Below are 24,383 nucleotides of genomic sequence, written 5' to 3' on the forward strand. Positions count from 1 at the left end.
GTAATTCCTTATGTGAGAACCGCCTCGATGAACACGGTCGTATGCTTGGCATTGGCCAGGTCGATCTCCTTGACCGTGATCTCCTCATCGTCCTTCTTCACGACGCGGACCACCGGACGTCCCGGAAGTCCACGGTGCTGTCCCACCACCACGCCAACCTCCTTGTTGGAGAGTCTGACGCTGCTGCCGGTCGGGTAGATGGACACCGTACGCATGAACTGAATGACCGCATCCCGGTCCAGCTTGCTGCCCGCCAGTGCCATGATGGTCTCGCAGGCCTCGTGGGGAAGCGTCCTCTTGCCGGTGACCGGATCGTAGAGCAGATTATCGTACGTATTGGCCACGGCTACGATCTTGCCGTAGAGGTGCAGTTGCTCGTCCGTCATCCCTCTCGGAATGCCGGAGCCGTCCGGCGCCTCGTGGTGCTGGAAGGCCACGTGGGCGATCAGAAGGCTGAATTCCCGCTTGCTCTTCAGGAGCTCGAAGCCCCGCCACGTATGATGGCGCTTCGGATCGGACGAGCTGTCGTCCGTGATGAGCTCCACCTTGCCGATGTCGTGCAGAAGCGCCCCGACGGATAACTCCTTCACCTGCGTCTGCGTCATGCCCATGTTGATGCCGATCAGGGCGGACATGGTGCAGACGTTCAGAGCATGCACGTACTGCTCGTTATCCTTGGTCCGGATATCGGACAGCTGGAGGAGCACCTCCCGGTTCACCATGACGTCCTCCAAGAGACGATCCACACTGATGCTGATGTGCCTGGTGTTGAATTCCTTCCCCGACTTGACCGACTGCAGCATCTCGCCCAGCTTCTGCATGACAGCCCGCTTGTTCTCCTCCGACACCATGTCCACGATCTCCACATCCTCGAGATGGGGATCTTTGATGTACAGCATCGTCACGCCGATCCTGCGGAGGGTCGTAATCATGTAGACCGTTAATTGAACCCCTTCGGATAGCAGCACTGCCCCGTTGGAGGAGAAGATCGTGCGCCCCAGATATTGGCCGGACTCCACCGAATCGATATGAACATATTTCATGGATACCCTCCAAGCTGGCAGATTAAGTTGCCGGAATCCCTTCGTGATGAAGCAAAAATTGCTTGATGGGCAGCCCTCCGCCGTACCCCACCAGCGCTCCTCCCGCCCCGATGACCCGGTGGCAGGGAATGATGATGGGAACCGGGTTCCGATTGTTCGCTCCTCCGACGGCCCGGACGGCCTTCGGGGAACCGATGGCCTCGGCGATCTGCTTGTAGGAGCGGATCTGGCCGTATGGGATCTGCCCCAGTGCCCTCCATACCTGCAGCTGGAAAGGAGTCCCCCGAAGATCCAAGGGCAGGTCGAAGGAGGTGCGGCTCCCGCCAAAATAGTCCTTGAGCTGTCTGGCCGCTTCCTCGATCAGGCTGCCGCCCTCCCGCAGCCTGATGCCGGCCCCAAGACGCTTGGCCATCCACCCTTCCAACGCTTCCCGAGCATCCTCCGAAGCTCCGTTAAATTCCACATTGCACAGCCCCTTCTCCGTAGCGGCCAGAAGCAGCCGTCCAATGGGAGAATCAGCGTACTGATAACATACGACATCCATGGGTCGAAACCCTCCTTCATCGAGCCGTTTTACGGTTCACTTCGCTTCCGTCAGCCGGTCCAGCGCCAGACGGATCTCCTGAGCCGCGGCATCGTCCGTCTCCCGGAGCAGCGCCGCTTCCAGGACCCGGACTGCCTCCTCGCCGCCGATACGCCCGATGGACCACGCGGCGGTAGCCCGAAGCTCGGGACGTTCGTCCTCCGCCAGCACAAGCGCAAGCCGCGGCAGCGCGCTTCGGTCGCGGAAGTGGCCCAGAGCCAGCACCGCATTGCGCTGAAGGGGCTTCTTACCCCGCCAGGCGGCCGCGCTGGACCCGAAGAAGGCCTTGAACTCCTTGTTGCTCATATCAAGAATCGGCAGCAAGAGCGGCTTGGCCTGCTCCGGATCCGGGACGAGCTCCCGGTGGTGCGTATGGTTCAGCCCTCTGTTCTTCGGGCACACCTGCTGGCAGGTGTCGCAGCCGTAGAGCCGGTTGCCCAGCTTCTCCCGGAATTCCTCCGGGATGATCTCCTTCGTCTGGGTCAGGAAGGAGACGCACCGCTTCGCGTCCAACTGGCCCGGACCCACCAGGGCTCCGGTCGGGCAGGCGTCGATGCAGAGGGTGCAGTCTCCGCAGCCGTCCACCACCGGAGGATCCGGAGGCAGCGGCAGGTCCGTGATCATCTCCCCCAGATACACCCAGGAGCCGAACTCCGGCGTGATGACGGCGCAGTTTTTACCAGACCAGCCGATGCCGGCCCTCACCGCCACCGCCCGGTCAGACAAGGCCCCCGTGTCCACCATGCTGACGATCCGAGCGTCAGGCACCCGCTCCCGCAGGAATGCCTCCAGCCGCTCCAGCCGGTCCCGCAGCACGTGGTGATAGTCCCGCCCCCAAGCGGATCGGGCCAAGATGCCACGGTAGGCTCCCGGCTCGGATCTCGGCGGGTCCGGCAGCTTGGACGGGTAGGCCACGGCCACGGACAGGATGGAGCGGGCTCCCGCAAGATGCAGCTCCGGATTGACCCGCTTGTCCAGATCCGGCTCCTCGAAGCCGGACTCCCGCCCGGCCTTCCGGTGGGCCAGAAGCCGCTCTCTCAGCTCCCAGAAGGGCTCGGCGGTCGTGACGCCCAGCTTATCGATGCCCAGGGCGGGCAATGCCTGCAGCAGCTCCCGCTTCAGTGCCTGCCAATCCTTCGGGCCCTCCGGCCTTCTACCCTCATCCACGTCGGAATCCTCCTCCCCTTACGCCGTTCATCGCAGCTTCCTGATATAAAAAAAGAACGGCTCCCCATCCTCCTGGCTCTGGCTTGCCGGAACATGCGCCGTCCGTATAATAGGTGACTTCCTTCACCTTATGGGTTCCTTCCCTCATCTGGAACGGGCTCTTCCTGCCGTCCGCATTCCTTCCACATCTGATAATAGGCCAGCACGGCGGAATCACGGAACGGCTCCTCCCGCCCCTTCACCGCGGCAAGCAGCTCCTGCAGCCCGGCCTTTACCTTCTCCTCCACAGCAGTGGAATAATGGTAGAGCTTCTTATGCTTGTTGTATTCGTCCTCGTCCAGCACATGGACATCGCCCCGCTGGTTCAGGATCACATCCAGATCGTAATCGATGTAAGTCAGCACGTTGCCGCTGTGGTAGAACGGCGAAGCCACGTTGCAATAGTAGCGGATGCCGTCCCCTTCGATCAGGGCCACCACATTGTACCATTTGTTCGGTATGAAAAAAGACACCCCGGGAATCCGGCTGGTCCACTCCCGACCGTCCGCTTCGCGGATGCGGGTCTGGCAGTTGACGAACACCTGAATGGCTTTGGCTTGGTGGTCCGAAATCAGCTTGTCCGGAGGAACGCGCCAATTCTCGAGCCATACCCGGTGCAGGTGTCCGTCGTGTTTGAAGCTTTTGATCATGGTGTACTCGCTGCCCGCCGCCATAGCCGTCCTCCCTCTGCACGTCGTTCCCCAAGGTTCCGATGGATTGCCTTTTATATAGAAAAGCATATCTTTCCGGTAATTGCAACGGGTTCGGAAAGATATGCTCAATGAGATTATTGGAAATGCTGCTCTGCTCTTAAGAACCCACAAGAATGCTGAGCTTGCCGTAGGTGCGATTGAAATCGTCTCGGCAGCATCCTGCCTTCTCATAGACGGGAAGGAGCTGTTCGTTATATTCGTCCACGGGGACCATCACCCGGGCGATCTGGCGCTGCTGGAAGCGAAGCTTCATGGATTGGATCAAGGCGCTGCCGATGCCGCGGCGCTGGTGCTCCGGATGGACGGCGATGCGGTAATAGTAGCCTTGATTACGCTGAATGGTTCCGATCATAACGCCTAACACCGTCTCGTTCTCCACCGCTACCAGGACCAGCCCGCTGTCCCAGTTGATCTGCCGCCCCAAGGCGGCCATGGTGTCCTCCAAGGTGTGATCCTCCAACACCTGCTCCAACAGTTCGGTAATGTGCACATAGTCGGATAATTGGAACGAACGAACTAACATATGATCCCGCTCCTATACCATATAAAATGATTGGTCAGACTTTCTAATTTCGACACGGAAACCCGGTTTCCTGCCGAATCTGCCGAAAAACTCAAAAAAATCTTAATAAACCCCCAAAAATCTCGGCTTTTCTTCTGGAAGCGCTTTATATAAAGCGTTTACATCTTTTTAACTGAATTGCCCCAATCCCTGATGCATAAAAGCTGGCTGCATGACCTATTTTATGTAAAGGAATCATGCAGAGGGATGTGAAAACCTGACCATGCAGCCAAGAAGCCTGCTGGAGCTCTCCGAGCACAAAGCAAGAAGCTGGAGCGACGACGAGCTGTGGCATCACCACCGGATGCTGAGCGACGTTTCGCCCTGGCTCAACGCCCAAGGGACCTCCATGCACCACCAGATTATCGATGAAATCAAACGCCGAAACGGGGATTCCGCAACTTTCTAAACTTAAGTGTTGCATTATTATCATAATTCGTGGATAATAATGGTTGTAAACAATAGCAACCAAATTGAAGGAGGATTTTTACCATGGCCCATCAATTACCCCCTCTCCCTTATGCGAACAATGCGCTGGAACCTCACATCGACGAAACGACCATGATGATCCATCATGACCGCCACCATAATGCCTACGTCACCAACCTGAACGCCGCTCTGGACAAACATCCGGAGCTGCATGACAAGACCCTGGACGCGCTGATCGCCGACCTGAACAGCGTACCGGAGGACATCCGCACCGCGGTCCGCAACAACGGCGGCGGCCACCACAACCACTCCCTGTTCTGGGAAGTCATCGGCCCGAACGCCGGCGGCGCACCGACTGGCGCACTGGCTGCTGCCATCGACTCCGAGCTGGGCGGCTTCGACAAGTTCAAGGAAGCCTTCGCTGCTGCGGCTGCAACCCGCTTCGGCTCCGGCTGGGCTTGGCTCGCCGTAACCAAGGAAGGCAAGCTGAAGGTATACAGCCTGCCGAACCAGGACTCCCCGGTCATGGAAGGCGAAACACCGATCCTTGGCCTGGACGTATGGGAGCATGCCTACTACCTGAAGTATCAGAACAAGCGTCCGGACTACATCTCCGCTTTCTGGAATGTCGTCAACTGGACCGAAGTCAACAAGCGCTACGAAGCAGCGAAATAATCGCCGCTTGACGAAGAAACCCCGGAAACTCCTTAGGAGTTTCCGGGGTTTCTTGTGCGATGCGGTGCTGCTCCTTTAAGGAACCTCCACCTGAAAGCTCCTCTGCCAATGGATCTTCTCTCCGGCCCGCAGGACCGCCGTAACCGTATGCTTTCCCGGGGACAGCCGGAGCGCCGCTGTCAGATCGAACAAGCCGGAATACGAATCCAGCGAGTAGAGCAGCTTGCTCTTAGCAACAGCTTCCGTCGCGTTCCCGTCTCCGCTCTGCAGGGTAAGCGAAGGCCGGAGCTCCGACTCCCCTTCCGCGAAGGCCCTCCGGTCATAGAGCAGCGCCGGAAGCTTCCATTCCCCGCCGGCGGCACCGACGGAAGCGCCGGGCTCCGTCACCCGATAATCGGTCCGGTGCAGAATGATCCACCCGCGATCCGGCGGCGACTCCACCGTATATCCGAACAGCCGCTCCATGTCCTCCAGGACCAGTCCCGGCCCCGCCATCGGCAGAGCCGGTTCCCGGGGCGCCTCCTTCAGCTGCACCGTCCCGGACGGTGTCCCGTTCCAGAACGTTGCGGCCGTTCTCTCGCCCGCCTTCACCCGGAACGCGTACCCGCTCCCATCCGAGAAGCTCCACCAGCCTCCGTCTTGCGCCTCCGCTTGATAAGGACCGTAGGTTCGGGCCAGATTGGCGGAATGGAATACCAGCCCGCCGTCCTCCAGCTCCGCCAGGCGGACGCCGCTAAACGAATAGCCCCCCTCCTCCAGCGGGTAATAGAAGCCCGTTCGCTCCTCCGCATGCACTTCCAGCCCGTTCTCCCGGCCGGGAATCAGCACCCGGTCCTTCTGGCCGTCCAGTGCGATCCAGGCCGGCCCCAGGTAGGTGGGGATCCGATACCAGCGGGTTCCCTCCTTCCCCGTCCAGGAGGCGTCCGGGTGCACCGTCTGGGGACCCAATCTGCCGTAGTTCAACGTAGCCTGGCCTCCTGGGTAGCGGAACAGCTCCGTCACCTCCGCTCCCAGGTCCAGGGCAACCTTCTCCGGTACGGGATCCTCCGGCTGCGAATAGAGCGGGCTGAACCAGCCCTCCGCCTCTCCCGCACGGACGTGGAACCAATCGTCCAAGTAATAAGCCGGCGCTATCTTCTCGAAGACCTCTACCGTCTGCGGCTCCAGCACTGCCGACGGCTCCTCGTCGAACCGGGTCATGGGGAGCTTGTACAAGGAGATAGGCGCCTTCCGGGTCAGCTTCTCCGCCGCAGGCGTCACCTTCTGGCCGACGGACCAGGTCCAGAGACGAACGTGGTCATCTTCGTCCTCCACCCGGTACAGTTTCCCCGCCGGCCCCTCGAAGACCGCGTCCGTCTTCAGGAACACCGGTCCCTCCCGCCGGACCTGCCGGTTGATACCGTCATAGGCGTAAGGCAGGCCAAAAAGCTCCGTGTACGAATAAAATTGGGTCTCCGGCCCCATCGGCTCCACACGCCCAAGGGCATAATAAGGAAGATGAATCCATTGATCGCCCAGCCAGGAGGTCTCGATCTTGACCCACTTCATCCGGTCTTCCCCGGGACAGACCGGTTCGCTGCAGAACCAGCGGGATCCGGCATCCACCACCCGGACATCCTGAGGCGAGAGTCGCGCCGAAGGCCCGCTGCTCTCATCCGGAGCCGGGTAGATCGGCGTCTCCTCCAGCAGCGTCACCGTCTCCGGTGCCGGCGCAGCGATGCCTGCCGGGCGGGTCTTGACCCACCGGGAGCCGTCCGGGGTCTTGATTTTCCACCAGGCGTCATTCCAAGCCCATCCCGTCTCCGCTTCAAGCACCTCCACGGTTTGCGGTTCGAGATCACCCTCCGCCTTGTTCTTCAGGGCATTGGGGATGACATAATACGGCGTCCCCTCCAGCAGCGTCAGCGTCCGGGGAACCAACCCTGTACCGGCGGGAACCGTGGGGGTATCCTCATACTCGGACGCCATCGCTGCCGATCCCGATCCGAGCCATAGCGCTCCCGCGCACAGCAGGATGAAGATCCGTTTCTTCCCTCGCATTTCACCATCAACTCCCCATCCTTGACATCTAGAATTACCTTATCATGGAAGCCGCGGACCGGCAATCCCGAGACCGCGCACTCCTTAGGAAAGCCAAGAGGCCGGATCGCCGGGTGAGCTCCTCCGGGATCCAGCCTCTTATTCGCATTCAGGACGCCTTCGTCTTGCGGACGAGAGCAGTCTGCTTCTTACGCTTCTTCTCCTGGGCGATCGCCGTCATGATGCTGTCGAAGCCCCGGGTAATGATCCGGTAGTGGAATTCGTTCTTCGCCCTCTGGTATCCCTTGGAGGCCAGAGACGCCGCCAGCTTCTTGTCCTCATGGAGGCGAATCACCGCCTCGCTGATGGATTCCGTGGAACGGGGGTCCACCACCAGCCCCGTCTCCCCGTGCAGCACGGCTTCCACCACGCCGCCGGAATTACCGCCGATGACCGGCTTGCCGCAGCGGGACGCTTCCATGTACACAATGCCGAAGCCCTCCACATCGCCTTCGGCTTCCAGCATCCGGCTTGGCATGATGAAGACGTCGCACAGGTTATAATACTTGACCATCTCTTCATCCGCCACCCGCCCGGCGAATACCACCGAGTCCGCTACACCGCATTCGCTGGCCAGCTTCTCCAGCGCCTCCCGTTCGGGGCCTCCGCCTACGATCAGATACACCGCTTCGGGGATCTTCGCCTTGATGGCCGGCAGCGACCGGATCACCATGTCGAAGCCTTTGCGCTGGACCAGACGCCCCAGGGTCATGAGCACATGCTTGCCCTCCAGGCCGTGCCGCTCCATAAGCTCCGGGGCCTTCTCCGCTTTCTCGAAGACCTCCTCCACCCCCGGATACACCACCTCGATCCGTTCGGGGTCCACACCCAGATCGGCCATCAGTCGTCCGGTGAAGGCGCTGTTCACGAGAACCGCCGAGGCATGGCGGAGGATGCTCTTCACCACCCAGCGGGTCAGGAAGAACCGGGTCAGCTTCATAACGTCCATGCCGTGTACGGATACGGCGTACTTGCGGCCGCGGAACCAATGAAGAAACAGGCCGATCAGGCCGTACAGAATGTACCCGTACACCGTCACGTCGATGGCCTCTTCCTTGATGGTCCGGCGGATCTGGGGAATCATGCGCAGGGTGTGGAGCACGCTGACCTTCTCATCCTTAAGGAAGGGTCTGCGGATGATCTTGAACGGCTGCTTGGCATCGAATTCCGCATCCTTCGTATAGGCGGAGGCGAATACGGTGACTTGATGCTTGGAATGCTTGCACAGGTTATAGTAGTAATTCTGCATGCCCCCCACACCGGGAGGGAATACGCCAGCCACCAGCAGAACGTTGCGCTTCTCCATGTCAGGCCGTCATCCTTTTCCGAATAAGATCGATGCTGTTCAGCAGGGTGAACAGCACCAGCTCGCCCATCACGTTCCAGATGCGGGTGATGATCGAGATTTGCGTCGCCACTTGCACGGGAACCTGGAACGACAGTAAGAAGACAAGGGCACCCTCGCGGATTCCGATGCCTCCCGGCAGCGGACTGATCAACCCGATGAGCCAGGATACGGCGAAAATGCCTGAGGCGGTAACAATGCCGATGTTCTCCACACCGAAGGTTCTAAGGAGCAGCCAGAATGCGCAGCCCTGCAGCAGGTGGCTCAGGAAATAGTAGGACAAGTACAGATAGAAGCGCTCGCGGGGAAGCGACAGCTCCATGCCCCGGAACTTCTTCGACACCTTGTGGATCAGCTTCTGGGTCGTCGACCGCACCGGCTCATAGAAGTAGTAGCTTAAGGGCAGCAGAACCGCCAAGCCCAGCAGCATGGGCAGGAAGATGAAATGGAACGTATAGAGCAGGATGATGCCATAGATCGCGGAGACGATACCGAGCATCATGTTCTCATACAGGATGGCCGTCATCTGGGTGCCCAGCACGACGCCGTGCTTGCTCGTCAGATAGACGCGTCCGACCAGATTCCAGAAGCCGCCGGGCAGATACTTGGCGAACTGGGAGGTCATATAAATGACGAGCCCCCGGTACGACGAGAGCTGCCGTTCTGAATCGTTCAGGATCTGCACCCAGATCCACGCTTGTACACTTAGGAAAACGACGAAAATCGAGAGCGCCAGATAAAAAAAGCTCTGCGCATTCAGCAGATACTTGGCAATGTCCATCAGGTTCATATTCAGATTCGTAACCATAAAATAGACGGTTGCGCCAAGGACCGCGATCTTCAAAGCTGTAAGGGACAGCTTCTTCATACCCACATCCTTCCTGCATCCGACAGGAGACACTTGGAGTTTTCGACTCTTACAGGAACCATTTTACACATCTTCAAAAGCCCCTGCAATGTGCGGACGCTCCGGAGGGCCAGGCTCACGGGAGCCTGCAGGCCGATTGTTAAGGAATGATTATGTGGGAAAGCCGCATTTTATGCCCTCTTGTACAAGCTGCCGGCAAGCCGCCGGCTCCCATTCTTTAGGATCTTAATTTTTCCTTAAGGACCGCTCCAGACGCCGGAACAACGGCAAAAAGCCGCAGCTTGCGCCGCGGCCTCTTCCCCTCGGAGGATTATTCCTCGTAGATTACGACACTTTCCGTCTCGCCTTCCCACTTCACCGTAGACTTCAGCGCCTCGCTCACGAAGCGGACCGGAACGACGGTTCTGTCATTCACGATCTCCGCTGGAATCTGAAGCTGAGTCTCCACCCCGTTCACATAAGCGGTGGTCTGGCCCACGTAGAGCTTCACCGTTACGTCCCCGCGAACCACGGTGACGGAGTTCTCCTCCTCATTGTAGCTGACCTCCGCCTTCAGAGCCTCTGCAATGGCGCGGAAGGGAACCAGGGTGTAGTCGTTCTTGATGATCGGAGCTACATCCATAGCCGGCTCATCGCCGTTGACGTAGAGCTTGATGCCGGTCTTGCCGACCTTCTCGTAGAGCTGTCCAAGCTTCTTGTAAGACTCCAGATTTTTCACGTTGGCTTTGACGGCTTCCTTCTGAACATAGACGGCATCCGTCACGCTGCCCTGCTGAGCCAGCATATCGGCGGTCAAGGACAGCGCTTCGTCCTTCGCCACGATGCCTTCCAGCTTCGCCTTCATCTCCGCCGTCAGATGAGCGTCGTACTTGGTCAAGAGCAGATCCGCGATAACGGCGCCTGCCGGCTTGTCCTGCACATGCTCGATGGCGTTCAGCAAACCTCGGTAGCCTTTACCGTATGTATCGCCGGTTACGGTCGTACTGCCGGTCTCCAATTGCAGCTTCCATTGGGGGCCTTTTCCTTGACCCGGACCTTGGTCCGCTTCTTGAACGGCAGCGGTATCCTGGGCCTTCTTCCCGTTGCCTGCATCTTCCTGCTTCGCGTATACCGCACCGGATGCGCCGCCGAACGCCAGCAAAGCTACCATCAGGGCCATCACATTCTTCTTCATCATAACTAGTCCTCCTTGGTGTATGAAGATTCTTTGTTAACGCATTCGAAAGAAGGGCCGATTTTAATGGGGTACTCGCCAGAAAAGGACAAAATTCCTGCAAAAAATGTACAAATTTCTAAAAAAATCTTAAGAAGTTCTTAAATTATACAATTGAAATTTTATTTTGTCGAATTATGATGGAAGTATATAAGTATCATGGGAGGAGTTACTATGTTATCGGTACCAATCATCATGTACGCAGCATCTTACGCACTCTTTAGCAAGTCGACCTCCTCCTCGACGCTTGGGGTCGGCCCGCTCCCGCCGCATCCGACAAACGGACCTTCCATCCTCCATATCGCTGGAATCTTGCTGCTGCTGGCTACTCTGGCAGCCACGCTCATCTTCCTAAGCGTATCCTTGATGAAGGCCAACCGGATGAACCGGGAGCTGACCGCCAGGCAGGCGGAACTGATGAAGTTGAACAAACGATATTCCATGGCGAAGCGCAAGCTGGAGAGCCAGTTCGACAAACTCCGCCAGACCCAAATGAACCTGACGGCCAGCGAGGAGAAGTATCGGCTTCTATTCGACAGGATGCTCAACGGCTTCGTCATCGCAGAACCGATCTTCGGAGACGGCGGCGAACTGGTGGATGTTCGATTCATCTCCGCCAATCCCGCCGTGATCAAGCAGTCTGGACCGGACACGCCGGACCTGACCGGCATGACTTTCAGCCAGGCCTTTCCCCAAGAGGAGCTTCATCTGGACATTTACCGGAGGCTTCTGGAATCCGACGGGCCTCTTTGCTTCGAACTTCACGAGACTTCGAAGGACAATTACTACGTGGTCCACGCCTTCAAGATCAGCGACAACCTGTACGGCGCCATGTTCGAGAACATTACGCGCTATAAGCGTGCCGAAGGAGAGATCCGGCGGCTGAATCAGGATCTGGAAGCCCAGGTGGATGAACGGACCCGGGAGCTGCAGGAAGCCTTGAAGGAGCTGGAGGCCTTCACCTACGCGGTCTCCCACGATCTGAAGGCTCCGCTCCGGGCCATAGAAGGCTACACGACCATCCTCCAGGAGGATTATGGAGCGAGTATGGAGACGGACGCCCGAGAGATGATGCTGCATATCCGTCGTTCATGCGGCGACATGATCGGCTTGATCGATCGACTCCTCCAATATTCCACCGCTGCGAGGGCCGAGCTCTGTATGGAGCCGACGGATCTTGGCGGCATGTTCGATTCCGTCTTCCGGGAGCTCTCGCTGTTGTATCCCAACCGCCGCATCCGGTTCCAGCTGGACTCCGGCATGCCTGTGGTATACGGCGACAAGATGATGCTGAGAGCGGTTGTCGTCAATCTGCTCTCCAACGCCTTGAAGTATACGCAATACCGCCTGCAGACCGTCATCGAAGTCGGATACCGCCAATCGGAAGGCGAGATCATCTTCTTCGTCAGGGACAACGGGGTCGGCTTCGATCCGAAGGAAGCGGATCAGCTGTTCAGCCTGTTCCGAAGGCTTCACAGTCCCGTCGAGTTCGAAGGTCACGGAATCGGGCTGGTCACCGTCAAAGCCATCCTCCAGAAGCATGGCGGCAGGGTATGGATAGAGGGTGCCCGGGATGCCGGCGCTACAGTCTATTTCACAGTCTCCGGAACGGTTGCGGAAGCCAATCCGAAGATGACAGCGGGAGGTCAATATGCATAAAGTCTTGATCGTCGACGACATGGACATCGTCCGCATAATGGCGAAGCGCTTGAAGCTGTGGGGCCGGGAAACCGGCTTCGAGCTGGCGGCGGAAGCTTCAGACGGCCGGGAAGCATTGGCTATTCTGGAGGAAATCCCTATCGACCTGGTCATTACGGATGTGAAGATGCCCGGGATGGATGGCTTCGAGCTGCTCCGGCACATTCTGGATCGTAAGCTCTGCCCTTGTGTTGTGCTCTTAAGCGACTTTGCGGATCTCGCTCACGCACGCCAGGGCTTTCTCTCCGGAGCCTTCGATTATATGGCGAAGCCGCTGGAGGAAGCCAAGCTCAAGGAAGTTTTCGGCAGAGCCCTGCCCCTTCTCGGCAGCCTCCGTGCGAACAGATCCGTGCAAGCGCTACCAAAGACCCGGATCCTGGAGGAATTGTACCGGGAGGGAATGACCCGGATCCAAGCGGTGCTTACCGAGAGCTACCTCCAGCTGCCCAACGCAGCGTTGGAGCTCTTGGAGCGGCTGGAGACGGAATGCGGGCATGATCAAAGCACCATGGAGTTCATGCTGCGGCGCCTTCATAAGGAGATGCTGGAGCTCGCCGTTCAGCGATATGGCTGGCTGCGGTATTTTGTCAGCTGCGAGCTGCATCCCGATCCCGACCTCTTCCGGACCTCCCGCTATCAGGCCTTGCACCGTGCCTTTCTGGAGGAAATCAGGCGGATGACCGAGCTGACCGGCATGCTGCTGATCGACCGTCTGCCCGGCAACGACCTGGTGGACCGGGTCTGCCAATGCTGCCTCGAGCACGCCGACCGCGACCTCTCGGTGGCGTTCATCGCAGAGCGCTTATACATGAACAAGACGTATATCAGCGAGGTCTTCAAGAGAAGAACCGGAATCCCCTTGAATACATACCTGACGTTCGTCAAGATGGAACGGGCCCGCAAGCTGATGGATGACGGCAGGCTGAAGATTTATGAAATCAGCGACTCCTTGGGCTTCCGGGATGCGGAATATTTCAGCAGGCTCTTCAAAAAACATACGGGTGCCACCCCTGCTCAATACCGGAATATTCGCACCTGACGATATCTGACATTTTTTCGACATAATCCGAATTTTTTCCGGGGTTTTCCATTGTAAATTCCATTCATAAAAAATGGGTGGCTTAGTACGATATTCCTATACGAGAACCCATACTGAGTACGGTCAAAGCAATGGACATCAATGGAAAGGAGCCTTAGGAAATGAAGATTCGAACAAAGCTGTCGGCAGCCATGGTTCTGATCACGGTCTTATCCGTCGGACTGATGGGAATGTTCCTGCAAGAGAAGTCCAAGTCCACCATCCTGACCTTGACCCAAGCCAACATGCTGCAGCAGAACAGCGACAGCGCCCTTACCATCCGGAATGCACTGCGGCACGAATTGCAGTTCGCCGAATGGATCGCGGGAGAGAAGGACGTGGCCGATCTGCTGGCCAAAGCGGGAAAAGGCGGTCTGGCCCAAGGGGACAAGCTGCAGGAGAGCGTCTCGCTCACCTTAAAGCGGGAGGCCGACGAGGCCGGCAATATGGAGCATGTCTTCGTATTGGACCGCAACGGTGTCAATGTGGCGGACAGCGATGCCAAGCTGATCGGCCAGAACTTCAATGATCGGAATTATTATAAGATGGCCTCCTCCTCCGGAAAGCCTGTGATCAGTGAAACGCTTAAGTCCAAATCCACAGGGGCTTATGTGGTCGCCTTCGTACAGCCCGTCATGGCGGACGGCAAGCCCCAAGGCTATGTGGTGACTGCGGTATTCGCCGAGAAACTGACCGGCTTCCTGGCCGATGCCAAGATTCATAATTCTCCTTCCAGCTATGCCTACCTTGTGGACGCCAGCGGCACGATGCTCTTCCACCCGACCAAAACCAAGATCGGGGCGCCTGTCGAGAACGCGCAGATTAAGGAAGTCGTCGCCCGTGTCCAGGGTGAAGAAACGGTGCAGGATGCTACCGTAGAATACGATTACCAGGGCAAGCTCAAAAAAGCAGCCTATACCGTCATCCCGGAAACGTCTTGGACCCTGGTCATTACCGGTGATGTCGCCGAGGTTCTGGCGCCGCTTACCAGCATGACCCATTATATCCTGTGGCTCTGTGCGATCTGCACCGTCCTGACCGCGTTGGCGGGGCTCGCCCTCGCTCACTTCATCGCTTCACCCATCATGAAGCTCACGGAGCTGATCCACAAAACCGCCGAGCTGGATCTCCGGTATGATGCCACCTACGTTCACCTGCAGAATCACCGGGACGAGACCGGCACCATCGCCCGCGCCACCATCCAGACCAGGCAGGTGCTCCGCGAGATGGCGGGCAAGCTGACCACCGTCAGCAGCCAACTGCTGAACAATGCCGAGTCGCTGGATGTTCTGGCGCTCCAGGTGCGCGAAGGCGCGCAGGACAACTCCGCCACGACGGAGGAGCTGTCTGCCGGCATGCAGGAAACGGCCGCCTCCTCCGAGGAGATTACCGCCGCCGTATCCGAGATCGACGGGCATGTCGGCAAGATGTACAGCCGCGCCAATCACGGCTCATCGGTGGGAGAAGGCATTATGGAGCGGGCTCTTCAGCTCCGGCAGGACGCCCATCAATCCATTACGGAAACCAACGCCATCTACACCTCGGTTCGAAGCAGCCTGGCGTCGGCCATTGCAGAATCGGACAGCATCACGGAAATCGCCGGGCTGACCGAAACCATCACGTCCATCTCCAAGCAGACCAATCTGCTGGCGCTTAACGCTTCGATCGAGGCCGCCCGGGCCGGGGAATCCGGCAAAGGCTTCGCCGTCGTAGCCGGGGAGATCCGCAAGCTGGCCGAGCAGGCCGGAGATACCGCAGCCGGGATCCAGGAGATCGTAACCCGGGTCTGCAGCTCCGTGCTCCGGATGCGGGAGCAGGCGGAGGACATGCTCGGCTTCATCGACCGCAACGTACTGGCGGATTATGAGAAGCTCGCCGAGGTAAGCGAGCAGTACCACAACGATGCCCGCACCGTCCAGGAGCTGATGCGTGATTTCCAACAGGCTGCCTCCCAGTTGGACCAATCCGTCGGCAGCATCTCCTCCACCATCAACGATGTGGCCGTAACCATGAACGATAGCGCCAAGGGCGTGCAGGATATCGCCGAGAGAACGGCGGATATCGTGGAGAAGACCTATGCGGAGGCCCAGATGGCCGAGGAGAATATGAACGGCGCCAAAGAGCTTCAGCAGTTGGTACAACAATTCAAGATCTAAGGAAGGAAGGGACTCCATCAATGTATCAGTCGGCACTCACACAATTTTCCCACGAACATCAGCTGACCCCCCGTGAGCAGGAGATCCTTCATCGTATGGTCATCGCAGGGATGACCAACAAGGAGATCGCAGAGCTCATGGTCATCAGCGACAAGACGGTTAAGAACCACATTGCCAACATGTACGCCAAGTGCGGCGTAGGCAACTTCAGGCAGCTGATTGCCATGATTTTCAGCAGGGAAGCCTCCCCCGAATGGACGGAAAGCTTCTCCACTCCCTTCGTCTCGAATTGGTAAGAACAAGAGGGTGCCCCCAGAGTTTTTTGGGGGCACCCTCTTTTATATGGCCGTCAGCGAGATCCGATCACTTCCGCGGATCGCCTCCACCATATCGTACCAAGCCTGGGGCTTGTTAGGCAGCACGGCATAATAGGTGGTCAAGAACTGGGCCACCAGCGCGCCCGGCAGTGACTCCAAGGTCTCATCGTAGGCCAGGAAGCACAGATCCAGCTCCCCCACCGCTTCCCCGTCTCCCTGCCAAGAGGGATGTACGTAGGGAAAGTCCAGCTTCCGGTAGCCCAAATGGGCCAAGACCTCGCGGCGCACGAACGGGTTCATGGCCTTCACCCCGCCGAACTCATGCGCTCCGATCAGATACGGGTTGTAGATTTCGGCGAACATGCCGGTAAGACGCCTCCCGCTGCGGGCCGCCCAATCGTTCAGCTCCTTCTGGCGGTTCCGTGCCAGGAAGGGACCTACGCCCAGCCCGTCCCGGCCGATGATCGTGAAGTCCGTCATGGCTGCTTCCATATCCGGGTAGTACCGGTACTCCGTCGCGCCTACGACCTGACCTTCGTGTACCGCGGCATAAACCCGAAGCCCCTCATCCTTCAGCGGCTCGGCCCACAGGCTGAACTCCAGAACCTCCTCAGGAGGAAACACCTCCTGCATCAGCCGGTGCATCGCCGCAAAATTCGGGTCGTCGATCGATGTGATCCGCACATATTCCATGGATTGCGCCTCCTCCTCTATTCTTCCGGAACGAATGGGTTGCGCCATTCCATCAGCACCGCGTTGTTCCGGGATTCTTCATCCTCCAGATACCCATGGGCCACCGCCACCGGGGTCCGGCCGCACCGCAGCAGGAACGTCAAGACCGGGTCCTTCTCCCGGCCGGCCAGCACTTCCGTCAGATAGGCCTCCGGCGTCATCCGGTCCGCCACCAGATGGTAGCCGGACATGCGCCCTCCGCCCAAGAGCCGCTTGGCTCCCAGCTGTACGGTGACTTCGTACATGCTCTGCATGAGCCACTTGCCGAGGCCGAGCTTCCGGTACTCGGGGGATACGCTGATATCCACGATATAGAGAGTTTCCCCCTCCGGATCGTGATTGCGGATGTAGCCTTCGTCCGTAATTTCCGCCCACGTATGCTCCGGCCGGGACGGATCGAAGCGGACCCGAAGCCCCGTCATGGAGCCTGCCAGTCGCCCCTCCACCTCCACGCACAGCGCCCCCTCCGGGAAAAGCCGGATATGGTTGGACAATTGCTCCTTATTCCACCAGAGCTCCTCCGGGAATGGCGGCGGGAAGCATTCGGACTGGATGCGGATGAGCTCGTCAAAGTCCGCCTCCCCGTACGTGCGAATCACGGTCTTCCTCGGGCTTCCGTCCGGAGCGAAGGTGTAGAAGGCCTTGTGCAGCCGGCCGGGGGTTCTGCCTGTCGTTCCGCCCATAACGCGCTCCTCCTTCGGTTAAGCCTTCCAGTCCGGATACAGATCCGTCCGGCGGTCTCTCCAGGTCGTGACGCTGCCCCGCTGGCGGACCTCGCCGAGCAGCTCCAGATCGAGGTCTGCCGTAACGAGCATGTCTCCGTTCACTTCCCCCTCCGCCAGAACGCCACGGGGCGGGAACGGGATGTCGTTCGGCGTCAGAATCGCCGCCTGCCCGTAATTGGCGCGCATAAAGTCCACATTCTCCAGGGCGCCGACGGTTCCCGTCGTCACCACATAAATCTGGTTCTCGATGGTTCGGGCATGGCAGGAATACCGGACCCGGTGGAACCCATGCCGGTCGTCCGTGCAGGACGGACAGAATACCACATCGGCCCCCATGGCCCGAACCATCCGGACGATCTCCGGGAATTCAATATCGTAGCAGGTCAGCATGGCGATCCGCCCCTTGGTCGTATCGAAGACGCGGATGCCATCCCCCTTGTTCATGTTCCATTCGTTCACTTCGGTGGGCGTTATGTGCAGCTTCGCCTGCTCCTCCACCCGTCCGTCCGGATAGAAGAGGAAGGCCGTGTTGTAGAGCTTCCCTTCCCGTTCCACCACATGGGTACCTCCGATGATGTGCATCCCGCTGGTGCCGGCCAGCCGCCGGAACAGCCCGAGATACTCCTCGGTGAAGGACGGCAGCGCCGTAATCGGCAGTCCCTCCCCTTGGCCGTCCCCGATGGAGAGCAGCTGTGTGGTCATGAACTCCGGAAACAAGAGAAACTCCGTGCCGTATTCCCCGGCCAGCTTCACGTAATGCTCCACCTGGCGGGCGAAGCCGTCGAAGCCGCTGATCTTGCGGAGCTGGTACTGTACCGCCGATACGCGGATTTTCACAGGTCATCCCTCCCTCTAGTGACATAACAGCTTTATCATAATGGAAGCATTCGGGTGAATCAAACGAGCCGGGGACTTTTGGCAACCGCAGCAAAAAACCGTTCCCTGAAAGGAACGGTTCCTCTTCCTCCGGCGGCCATCGCCGGACCTCTTACATGCGGCTCTCCCACTTGGTCTCCAGCCGGCGGCGGCCCAACCGTCCGAGCATGGGCACCAGATGAACCCGGAAGCGGCCCACCAGCCAGAAGACCACCTCCACCAGCAGGATGGCGGACAAGGCGTCGAGAATCACATGCTGCTTGATCAATAACGTCGAGAGAATGATGACGAGGGACATCGAATAGATGATCAGCCGGTTCAACACGGTCCGGAACGCGCCGGCGTTCAGAGCTTTCATCATCAGATAGCTGGAGAAGCAATGGATGCTCGGGAAGCAGTTGTAGGGCTGGTCCCGGAGATATAAGAGCCGCACCAGACCGTCCGTCCAGCCGGTTCCCGCAACCTCGGGGCGCGGCACCGTCGTCTGGAAATAGACGTAGATGGTATAGCACACGGAGGCGCACAGGACATAGGTGACAAGCGTCTGGTAGTAGAGTCCTGGATCCCTCCGCAGGAAGTAAATGAGACACGCAAGGATGTATAGCATCCACAAGGCATAAGGCACCGCAAAGACAGGGACGAAGGGCATGGCCCGGTCCAGATCCGTCACGAGGCTGTATAATTTGTCCCCCGGCTTGTTGACGTAAGCGTAGATGCCGGCCATCACCGGAAATACGCCTAAGGCCGCAAGAGGGAGCACCTTTTTCCACTGCTGCAAAAGCGACATGCTGTTCCTTTCCCCTTCCCAGCCGTTACGCACTAAGGCCTTCAACAAGGCCGCGGCTGCCACCCAACCATCATAACGCGTTCCCTTGAAAATTACTGTGCCTGTTATCTTAAGAATTTCTTAACAATTCGAGTCGGATTTTTTGAATGAAATCATAAAATCCGGTTGACGCCCCATCGCCCTTCGGCTAAGCTATCCTGTACGTTGCTGAACGGATTGACCCAAACGTTCCAATCGAAGGAGGCTCGATCTTGAACCCGTCCAATGCCTTAAAGCCGGCCCGCAAGCTGAAGCTCCCCCTCCGGGAGTATGTCGGCCTGCTGTCCGAATATCTGAAGCCCCAATGGCCTTCCATGGTGGCTCTAGCCCTGCTCCTGGCCGCCGGCATCGCCATGCAGCTCGTCAGCCCCCAGATCATCCGCTGGTTCATCGATACGGCGAAGACCGAATCGGACACGTCAAAGCTCACGATGGCGGCCCTTCTCTTCATCGGCGTGTCCCTTCTGACCCAAGCGGTTCGGGTGGTAGCCGCCTACATCGGAGAGAATGTGGGCTGGGTGGCCACCAACCGACTCCGCGGCGTCGTCGCCTCCCACTGCTTGAAGCTGGACTTGTCCTTTCATAAGAAGCATACATCCGGCGCAATCATCGAGCGGGTGGATGGAGATATCAATGCACTGGCCAATTTCTTCTCCAGCTTCGTGATCCTGCTTCTGAGCAACCTGGTGCTCATGGCAGGCATCCTGGTGCTTCTGTTCCGCGAGAACCCGCTGATCGGCCTGGCCATGACCGCCTTCGTCGTGTTCGCCATGGCCACGATCCAGCGGATCCGCCGGTACGCCGCCCCCTTGTGGGGGAGGATGCGGCAGATCAGCGCCGATTTCTACGGCTTCCTGGGCGAGCATCTGGAGGGTACGGAGGATATCCGGGCCAATGGCGCCACCGGCTTCGTCATGCGCCGGTTCCATGCCCTGCTCCGGGATTGGCTGCCGGTCCGGCTCCGGGCCTTCGCCGGCTTTGCCGCCATGTGGATCACGACCATAGCCGTGTTCGCCTTGGGCAACTCCGTAGCCTTCGCAGTGTGCGTCTACCTGTGGCACCGGGGGGAGATCACCATCGGGGCCGTGTACATGGTATTCTATTATACCGAACAGCTGTCCCAGCCTATTGAGAAAATCCGCCAGCAGCTGGAGGATCTGCAGAAGGCCGATGCCAGCATCGGACGGATCCGGGAGCTCCTGTCCACGGAATCCAAGATCCAAGACGGACGGGAAGAGGCCCTTCTTCCCGACGGGCCGCTCTCCGTAGAGTTCGACGGCGTCCGCTTCGGCTATGAAGAGGACAGCCTGACGCTCTCGGACCTGCACTTCCGGCTGGAGCCCGGCCGTGTGCTCGGACTCCTGGGGCGCACCGGCAGCGGCAAGTCCACCACAGCCCGGCTGCTGCTGCGCTTCTACGATCCCCAGGAAGGAAGCGTCCGCCTCTCCGGTGTAGACATCCGGAGCTGCAGGCTCCATGAGCTGCGGCGGCGCGTCGGATTCGTAACGCAGAACATCGAGATCTTCCAGGGCTCGGTCCGGGATAACCTGACCTTCTACGACCCGGAGATCGCCGACGGCCGGATCGTGTCCGTGCTGGAGGAGCTGGGCTTGGGAGATTGGCTCCGCGCGCTTCCAGACGGCCTGGACACCCGTCTGGAATCTGGAGGCGGCGGATTATCCGCCGGGGAGGCTCAGCTCTTGGCCTTCGCCCGGGTGTTCCTGTCAGACCCGGGCCTGGTGGTGCTGGATGAAGCCTCCTCCCGCCTGGACCCGGCTACGGAGCAGAAGCTGGAGCTGGCCATAAGCTCGCTTCTTAGGAACCGAACCTGCGTCATCATCGCCCATCGGCTGGCCACCATCGGACGGGCCGACGACATCCTCATCCTGGAGGACGGCCGGATCCTGGAGCATGGAGAACGCCGCAAGCTCCTGGCGGATCCCGATTCCCGGTTCAGCCGGATTATGGAAGCCGGAATGGAGGAGGTGCTGGCATGAGTCCATTCCGATTAATGTGGGGGCTGATCCGCTACAAGCCTCTCTGGTATGCCTGGAACGCAGTAAGCTGGGTGCTCATCACGACGGTGCCCATCCTTCCCGGTCTCGTTACGAAGGAATTCTTCGACGTGCTGACCGGGGATTCACCCTACGGCTGGAACGTGTGGACGGTCATTGCGCTGCTCTTGGCCGCCACCCTGTCCCGAGTCGTCTTGATTATCATGGGCTTCATCTCGGACGTCAACTTCCGCTTCCGGGCCGCCGGGCTGCTTCGCCGGAACATGCTGGAGCATATTCTGAAGGAGCCCGGAGCCAAGGCGATTCCATGCTCCCCGGGAGAAGCGATCAGCCAGTTCCGGGACGACGTGGAGCAGGCGGAAGAGGCCGTCAGCTGGTCCGTCGATTCCATCGGCCTTGTGGTATTCGCCTCCGTCTCCATCTATATCCTGGTCGGCATCGACGCGCAGATGACCCTCTGGGTATTCGTGCCTCTGGTGGCGGTGGTGGCTCTGGCTCAGCTGTCCACCAGCTGGCTGCAGAAATACCGATCGGCCAGCCGGGAGGCCACCAGCCAGGTGACGGGCGCCATCAGCGAGATGTTCAATTCGGTCCAGGCCATCCAGGTAGCTGGGGCGGAGGACCGGGTCATCGACCAGTTCGAACGTCTGAACGACACCCGGCGCCGGTCCATGCTGAAGGATAAGCTGTTCTCGCAGATGCTGGACTCCGTATTCTCCAACACGGTCAACTTCGGCACCGGCTTCATCCTGATCCTGGCCGGCCGGAAGATGCAGATTGGCTCCTTCACGGTAGGCGACTTCGCCCTGTTCGTGTATTATCTGAATTTCGTCACCACGTTCATTCAGAACTTCGGGAAGTTCCTGACCTACTACAAGCAGAGCGCCGTGTCCGGCCAGCGGATGGCGGCCCTCTTGCAGGGCGCGGATCCGGAGAAGCTGGTGGAGCCGGCCCCTCTCTATCTGAAGGGCGAGCCGCCGGCGGAGACGATGGAGACATTGGCGCCTTCGGAGAAGCTCCGGGTGCTGGAAGCCCGGGACCTGACCTACCGGTATCCGGGCACCGGACGGGGCATCGAGGGGATTACGCTCACACTCCCCCAAGGCTCCTTCACGGTGGTCACCGGCCGCATCGGCTCCGGCAAAACCACCCTGGTCCGGACCTTGCTGGGCCTGCTTCCCGCCGACGGCGGGCGGGTGTACTGGAACGGGCAGCCGGTGGAGGATCCCGGCACCTTCTTCGTCCCGCCCCGCAGCGCCTACACGGCCCAGGTGCCCCGCCTTTACAGCGACACGCTGGCGGAGAACATCCTCCTGGGCCTGCCCCGGGCGGAGGGCCCCCTCGATGCGGCCGTCCGCGCCGCCGTGCTGGAGCATGACGTGAACGAGCTCCATCTGGGGCTCGATACCGTCATCGGCCCCCGCGGGGTGAAGCTGTCTGGCGGCCAGGCCCAACGGACCGCGGCAGCCCGGATGTTCGCGCGGGATGCAGAGCTGTACGTCTTCGACGACCTGTCGAGCGCCCTCGACGTCGAGACGGAGCAGAAGCTCTGGGAGCGGCTCTTCGCCCGCCGCCGCGCCGCCTGCCTCGTCGTCTCCCACCGCAAGGCCGTCCTCCAGCATGCGGACCGCATCCTGGTCCTGAAGGACGGACGCCTGGAGGCGGAGGGCAAGCTCGACGAGCTGCTCGCAGGCTGCGAGGAGATGCGTCGGCTGTGGCACGGCGAGCTCGAGTAGCAGCCTATATAGAAGCCAAACGCCCCCTGTACCGTTCGCAACGGTGCAGGGGGCGTTCGTGGTTATTCGCCCTTGCGCAGGGTCAGCGACTGGAAGCTCAAGGCATCCTCACCCAGATGGACGGTATGGAAATCCACCTGCTCGAAGAAAGGCGCTGCGGCAGCCTGCAAACCTTCATCCGTATAGAAGGAGAAAAACCGCTTCGGCTCGTAGGCATCCTTGTCCCAGATACCTTCGGAATCCTCGCCCCCGTACACCCCCCAGAAGAACAGACCGCCGGTCTTCAGCACCCGCCGGATCTCCTGAAGCACCTGCGGGATCAGCCGCTTGGGGATGTGCAGCAGACAGTTCTGCGCATACACCCCATCGAAGGAGCCGTCCTCATAGGCCAGCGCCTCCATATCCATCACATCGGCATCCAGCCCCTTCTCCCGGCAGAGCCGAACCATCTCCTCCGAGGCGTCGGCCGCGCGTACCTCCAGTCCGTGATCCCGGAAGTACAGGCTGTCATGCCCAGGGCCCGGCCCGATCTCCAGCAGCTTCCGCTTTCCCTCGTCCTTCATCCGCTGCAGGAAACGTTCCCGTTCGATCTGCTTCCATTCCTGCTTCTCCATTCGCTCCCGCTCGGTAGCGTGGCGGTTATAGGCTTCCTTCAGCCGTTCCGGTGACCATTGCTCCACTCGGATGCCCCCTTTTCCCATGCCCGTTTCGTAATCCGCCTCTTCACCGCGGACCGCCTTCTTCCATTATACTTGTCCGATTGAGTCCCCACGAGTCCCAAGAAGAGATCCCCGCGCAAAAAAACAGCCGAAACCAACCTCTGTTTCTCGCTGTTATACAATTTGATAAAAACTGTACCAACCATCAATAAACAGGCAATGTGTTGCAAGAAATTTCTTTTATATATGTGATTCTATTCACATACTTATTTTTCCAACCGTATACACCAAGGGTTTTCGGTTGTTTTTAGATATTCGTTATTTGTAATGATTTTCACAAATCAGTCACGATTACCCCCTTTCCAAAGTCCCAAGAAAGTATTATGCTAAGAACATAGAAACTGTATCAATACTTTATAGAACCTGTTTTAGGGGAGGAAGCTCGCGATGAAACAATGGGAAGGATTTCAAGGTGGGCAATGGCAGCAAGAAATCAACGTTCGGGATTTCATTCAGAAGAACGTAACCGTCTATACCGGTGACGAGGCATTCCTGGCCCCGGCTACCGAAGCAACCAATAAGCTCTGGAAGCAGGTTATGGAGCTGACCAAGCAGGAGATCGACAATGGCGGCGTCCTCGATATGGACACCGAGATCGTCTCCACCATCACCTCCCACGGCCCCGGCTATCTCGACAAGGACCTGGAAACCGTCGTCGGCTTCCAGACCGACAAGCCCTTCAAGCGGTCCCTGCAGCCCTTCGGCGGCATCCGCATGGCGGAGATGTCCGCGGAGTCTTACGGCTTCAAGGTCAGCGAAGAGATCTCCCGGATCTTCACCGAGCTGCGC

Annotated in this window: 23 protein-coding genes and 1 pseudogene; 9 read left to right on the forward strand and 15 right to left on the reverse strand. The window is 59.1% G+C overall.

All coding sequences use genetic code 11. The annotated features are described in order from the left end of the window. Window positions 1-8 precede the first annotated feature (8 nt). From ACSEXW_RS04035 to ACSEXW_RS04060, 6 genes and pseudogenes are all read right to left on the reverse strand, one after another. Window positions 9-1,043, reverse strand: a complete 1,035-nt coding sequence (locus ACSEXW_RS04035) for an HD-GYP domain-containing protein (RefSeq protein WP_438444807.1) — start codon at window positions 1,041-1,043, stop codon at window positions 9-11. A gap of 22 nt (window positions 1,044-1,065) precedes the next feature. Further along, the gene (locus ACSEXW_RS04040) at window positions 1,066-1,587 is read right to left on the reverse strand and encodes a methylated-DNA--[protein]-cysteine S-methyltransferase (RefSeq protein WP_438444808.1); all 522 of its coding nucleotides are present in this window, start codon (window positions 1,585-1,587) and stop codon (window positions 1,066-1,068) included. 36 nt (window positions 1,588-1,623) lie between these two features. After that, complete coding sequence (gene queG, locus ACSEXW_RS04045; protein ID WP_438444809.1) at window positions 1,624-2,793, reverse strand: tRNA epoxyqueuosine(34) reductase QueG; 1,170 nt, start codon at window positions 2,791-2,793, stop codon at window positions 1,624-1,626. A 49-nt stretch (window positions 2,794-2,842) separates the two neighbouring features. Then, window positions 2,843-2,920: pseudogene (locus tag ACSEXW_RS04050) on the reverse strand (RNase H family protein); the annotation flags it as partial. A gap of 1 nt (window position 2,921) precedes the next feature. Continuing rightward, entirely contained in the window at window positions 2,922-3,506 is a 585-nt protein-coding gene (locus ACSEXW_RS04055) for a DUF402 domain-containing protein (RefSeq protein WP_438444810.1), read from the reverse strand. Window positions 3,507-3,642: 136 nt separating this feature from the next. Next, window positions 3,643-4,068: a GNAT family N-acetyltransferase gene (locus tag ACSEXW_RS04060; protein WP_438444811.1), complete on the reverse strand. Its 426-nt coding sequence runs from the start codon at window positions 4,066-4,068 to the stop codon at window positions 3,643-3,645. 262 nt (window positions 4,069-4,330) lie between these two features. Here ACSEXW_RS04060 and yfhS point away from each other — a divergent pair, with 262 nt between their 5' ends. Next, window positions 4,331-4,516, forward strand: coding sequence for a mother cell protein YfhS (yfhS, locus tag ACSEXW_RS04065; protein WP_438444812.1), 186 nt, complete (start codon window positions 4,331-4,333; stop codon window positions 4,514-4,516). 83 nt (window positions 4,517-4,599) lie between these two features. Beyond that, window positions 4,600-5,211 carry a superoxide dismutase gene (locus ACSEXW_RS04070; protein ID WP_438444813.1) on the forward strand — a complete coding sequence of 204 codons (612 nt, stop codon included), beginning with the start codon at window positions 4,600-4,602 and terminating at the stop codon, window positions 5,209-5,211. A gap of 75 nt (window positions 5,212-5,286) precedes the next feature. Here ACSEXW_RS04070 and ACSEXW_RS04075 read toward each other — a convergent pair whose 3' ends face one another. From ACSEXW_RS04075 to ACSEXW_RS04090, 4 genes are all read right to left on the reverse strand, one after another. Next, window positions 5,287-7,251 (reverse strand): hypothetical protein, encoded by a 1,965-nt coding sequence (locus ACSEXW_RS04075; protein WP_438444814.1) that lies wholly within the window; start codon window positions 7,249-7,251, stop codon window positions 5,287-5,289. 148 nt (window positions 7,252-7,399) lie between these two features. Beyond that, the gene (locus tag ACSEXW_RS04080; RefSeq protein ID WP_438444815.1) at window positions 7,400-8,596 is read right to left on the reverse strand and encodes a glycosyltransferase family 4 protein; all 1,197 of its coding nucleotides are present in this window, start codon (window positions 8,594-8,596) and stop codon (window positions 7,400-7,402) included. 1 nt (window position 8,597) lies between these two features. After that, on the reverse strand, window positions 8,598-9,503 hold the full coding sequence (locus ACSEXW_RS04085) for a lysylphosphatidylglycerol synthase transmembrane domain-containing protein (protein WP_438444816.1): 906 nt from the start codon (window positions 9,501-9,503) through the stop codon (window positions 8,598-8,600). A gap of 310 nt (window positions 9,504-9,813) precedes the next feature. Then, window positions 9,814-10,680 (reverse strand): copper amine oxidase N-terminal domain-containing protein, encoded by an 867-nt coding sequence (locus ACSEXW_RS04090; RefSeq protein WP_438444817.1) that lies wholly within the window; start codon window positions 10,678-10,680, stop codon window positions 9,814-9,816. A gap of 210 nt (window positions 10,681-10,890) precedes the next feature. Between ACSEXW_RS04090 and ACSEXW_RS04095 the strand changes: the two genes are divergently transcribed. The 4 genes from ACSEXW_RS04095 (at window position 10,891) to ACSEXW_RS04110 (ending at window position 15,944) form a co-directional block, all read left to right on the forward strand. Beyond that, a complete protein-coding gene (locus tag ACSEXW_RS04095; RefSeq protein WP_438444818.1) occupies window positions 10,891-12,375 on the forward strand; it encodes a sensor histidine kinase in 1,485 nt (494 codons plus the stop codon). Continuing rightward, a complete protein-coding gene (locus ACSEXW_RS04100; RefSeq protein ID WP_438444819.1) occupies window positions 12,368-13,453 on the forward strand; it encodes a response regulator in 1,086 nt (361 codons plus the stop codon). Before ACSEXW_RS04095 ends, ACSEXW_RS04100 begins: the two co-directional genes overlap by 8 nt. 161 nt (window positions 13,454-13,614) lie before the next feature. Then, complete coding sequence (locus tag ACSEXW_RS04105; protein WP_438444820.1) at window positions 13,615-15,648, forward strand: methyl-accepting chemotaxis protein; 2,034 nt, start codon at window positions 13,615-13,617, stop codon at window positions 15,646-15,648. A gap of 20 nt (window positions 15,649-15,668) precedes the next feature. Then, window positions 15,669-15,944, forward strand: coding sequence for a response regulator transcription factor (locus tag ACSEXW_RS04110; protein ID WP_438444821.1), 276 nt, complete (start codon window positions 15,669-15,671; stop codon window positions 15,942-15,944). 42 nt (window positions 15,945-15,986) lie between these two features. Here the strand turns inward: ACSEXW_RS04110 and ACSEXW_RS04115 are convergent, their stop codons facing one another. The 4 genes from ACSEXW_RS04115 to ACSEXW_RS04130 all read right to left on the reverse strand — a co-directional run bounded on the left by ACSEXW_RS04115 (window position 15,987) and on the right by ACSEXW_RS04130 (window position 19,085). Further along, entirely contained in the window at window positions 15,987-16,658 is a 672-nt protein-coding gene (locus ACSEXW_RS04115) for a GNAT family N-acetyltransferase (protein WP_438444822.1), read from the reverse strand. A gap of 17 nt (window positions 16,659-16,675) precedes the next feature. Then, window positions 16,676-17,380, reverse strand: a complete 705-nt coding sequence (locus ACSEXW_RS04120; RefSeq protein ID WP_438444823.1) for a GNAT family N-acetyltransferase — start codon at window positions 17,378-17,380, stop codon at window positions 16,676-16,678. An 18-nt stretch (window positions 17,381-17,398) separates the two neighbouring features. After that, window positions 17,399-18,259, reverse strand: coding sequence for a carbon-nitrogen hydrolase family protein (locus tag ACSEXW_RS04125; RefSeq protein WP_438444824.1), 861 nt, complete (start codon window positions 18,257-18,259; stop codon window positions 17,399-17,401). A gap of 151 nt (window positions 18,260-18,410) precedes the next feature. Next, window positions 18,411-19,085, reverse strand: a complete 675-nt coding sequence (locus ACSEXW_RS04130; protein ID WP_438444825.1) for a phosphatase PAP2 family protein — start codon at window positions 19,083-19,085, stop codon at window positions 18,411-18,413. A 353-nt stretch (window positions 19,086-19,438) separates the two neighbouring features. Between ACSEXW_RS04130 and ACSEXW_RS04135 the strand changes: the two genes are divergently transcribed. Beyond that, window positions 19,439-21,121 (forward strand): ABC transporter ATP-binding protein, encoded by a 1,683-nt coding sequence (locus tag ACSEXW_RS04135; RefSeq protein WP_438444844.1) that lies wholly within the window; start codon window positions 19,439-19,441, stop codon window positions 21,119-21,121. Continuing rightward, entirely contained in the window at window positions 21,118-22,875 is a 1,758-nt protein-coding gene (locus ACSEXW_RS04140) for an ABC transporter ATP-binding protein (RefSeq protein WP_438444826.1), read from the forward strand. The genes ACSEXW_RS04135 and ACSEXW_RS04140 overlap by 4 nt, the downstream gene beginning before the upstream one ends. 62 nt (window positions 22,876-22,937) lie before the next feature. On the opposite strand, the gene ACSEXW_RS04145 is transcribed toward ACSEXW_RS04140, so the two are convergent. Continuing rightward, window positions 22,938-23,555 (reverse strand): class I SAM-dependent methyltransferase, encoded by a 618-nt coding sequence (locus tag ACSEXW_RS04145; protein ID WP_438444827.1) that lies wholly within the window; start codon window positions 23,553-23,555, stop codon window positions 22,938-22,940. A gap of 426 nt (window positions 23,556-23,981) precedes the next feature. Here ACSEXW_RS04145 and ACSEXW_RS04150 point away from each other — a divergent pair. Beyond that, the coding region (locus ACSEXW_RS04150) for a pyruvate formate lyase family protein (RefSeq protein WP_438444828.1) at window positions 23,982-24,383 on the forward strand (402 nt) is incomplete at its 3' end.

Origin of the sequence: Oryzibacillus soli (assembly GCF_051594765.1) — a bacterium.
Lineage (GTDB): Bacteria > Bacillota > Bacilli > Paenibacillales > NBRC-103111 > Paenibacillus_AR.

What these genes read in the sequence shown, in the direction of transcription:
- ACSEXW_RS04090 (WP_438444817.1), bottom strand. Translation starts at nt 10,680, where the DNA reads ATGATGAAGAAGAATGTGATGGCCCTGATGGTAGCTTTGCTGGCGTTC.
- ACSEXW_RS04120 (WP_438444823.1), bottom strand. Translation starts at nt 17,380, where the DNA reads ATGGGCGGAACGACAGGCAGAACCCCCGGCCGGCTGCACAAGGCCTTC.
- ACSEXW_RS04105 (WP_438444820.1), top strand. Translation starts at nt 13,615, where the DNA reads ATGAAGATTCGAACAAAGCTGTCGGCAGCCATGGTTCTGATCACGGTC.
- ACSEXW_RS04085 (WP_438444816.1), bottom strand. Translation starts at nt 9,503, where the DNA reads ATGAAGAAGCTGTCCCTTACAGCTTTGAAGATCGCGGTCCTTGGCGCA.
- ACSEXW_RS04100 (WP_438444819.1), top strand. Translation starts at nt 12,368, where the DNA reads ATGCATAAAGTCTTGATCGTCGACGACATGGACATCGTCCGCATAATG.
- ACSEXW_RS04060 (WP_438444811.1), bottom strand. Translation starts at nt 4,068, where the DNA reads ATGTTAGTTCGTTCGTTCCAATTATCCGACTATGTGCACATTACCGAA.
- ACSEXW_RS04035 (WP_438444807.1), bottom strand. Translation starts at nt 1,043, where the DNA reads ATGAAATATGTTCATATCGATTCGGTGGAGTCCGGCCAATATCTGGGG.
- ACSEXW_RS04140 (WP_438444826.1), top strand. Translation starts at nt 21,118, where the DNA reads ATGAGTCCATTCCGATTAATGTGGGGGCTGATCCGCTACAAGCCTCTC.
- ACSEXW_RS04040 (WP_438444808.1), bottom strand. Translation starts at nt 1,587, where the DNA reads ATGGATGTCGTATGTTATCAGTACGCTGATTCTCCCATTGGACGGCTG.
- ACSEXW_RS04070 (WP_438444813.1), top strand. Translation starts at nt 4,600, where the DNA reads ATGGCCCATCAATTACCCCCTCTCCCTTATGCGAACAATGCGCTGGAA.
- ACSEXW_RS04115 (WP_438444822.1), bottom strand. Translation starts at nt 16,658, where the DNA reads ATGGAATATGTGCGGATCACATCGATCGACGACCCGAATTTTGCGGCG.
- ACSEXW_RS04080 (WP_438444815.1), bottom strand. Translation starts at nt 8,596, where the DNA reads ATGGAGAAGCGCAACGTTCTGCTGGTGGCTGGCGTATTCCCTCCCGGT.
- yfhS (WP_438444812.1), top strand. Translation starts at nt 4,331, where the DNA reads ATGCAGCCAAGAAGCCTGCTGGAGCTCTCCGAGCACAAAGCAAGAAGC.
- ACSEXW_RS04095 (WP_438444818.1), top strand. Translation starts at nt 10,891, where the DNA reads ATGTTATCGGTACCAATCATCATGTACGCAGCATCTTACGCACTCTTT.
- ACSEXW_RS04055 (WP_438444810.1), bottom strand. Translation starts at nt 3,506, where the DNA reads ATGGCGGCGGGCAGCGAGTACACCATGATCAAAAGCTTCAAACACGAC.
- ACSEXW_RS04135 (WP_438444844.1), top strand. Translation starts at nt 19,439, where the DNA reads ATGGTGGCTCTAGCCCTGCTCCTGGCCGCCGGCATCGCCATGCAGCTC.
- ACSEXW_RS04110 (WP_438444821.1), top strand. Translation starts at nt 15,669, where the DNA reads ATGTATCAGTCGGCACTCACACAATTTTCCCACGAACATCAGCTGACC.
- ACSEXW_RS04130 (WP_438444825.1), bottom strand. Translation starts at nt 19,085, where the DNA reads ATGTCGCTTTTGCAGCAGTGGAAAAAGGTGCTCCCTCTTGCGGCCTTA.
- ACSEXW_RS04075 (WP_438444814.1), bottom strand. Translation starts at nt 7,251, where the DNA reads ATGCGAGGGAAGAAACGGATCTTCATCCTGCTGTGCGCGGGAGCGCTA.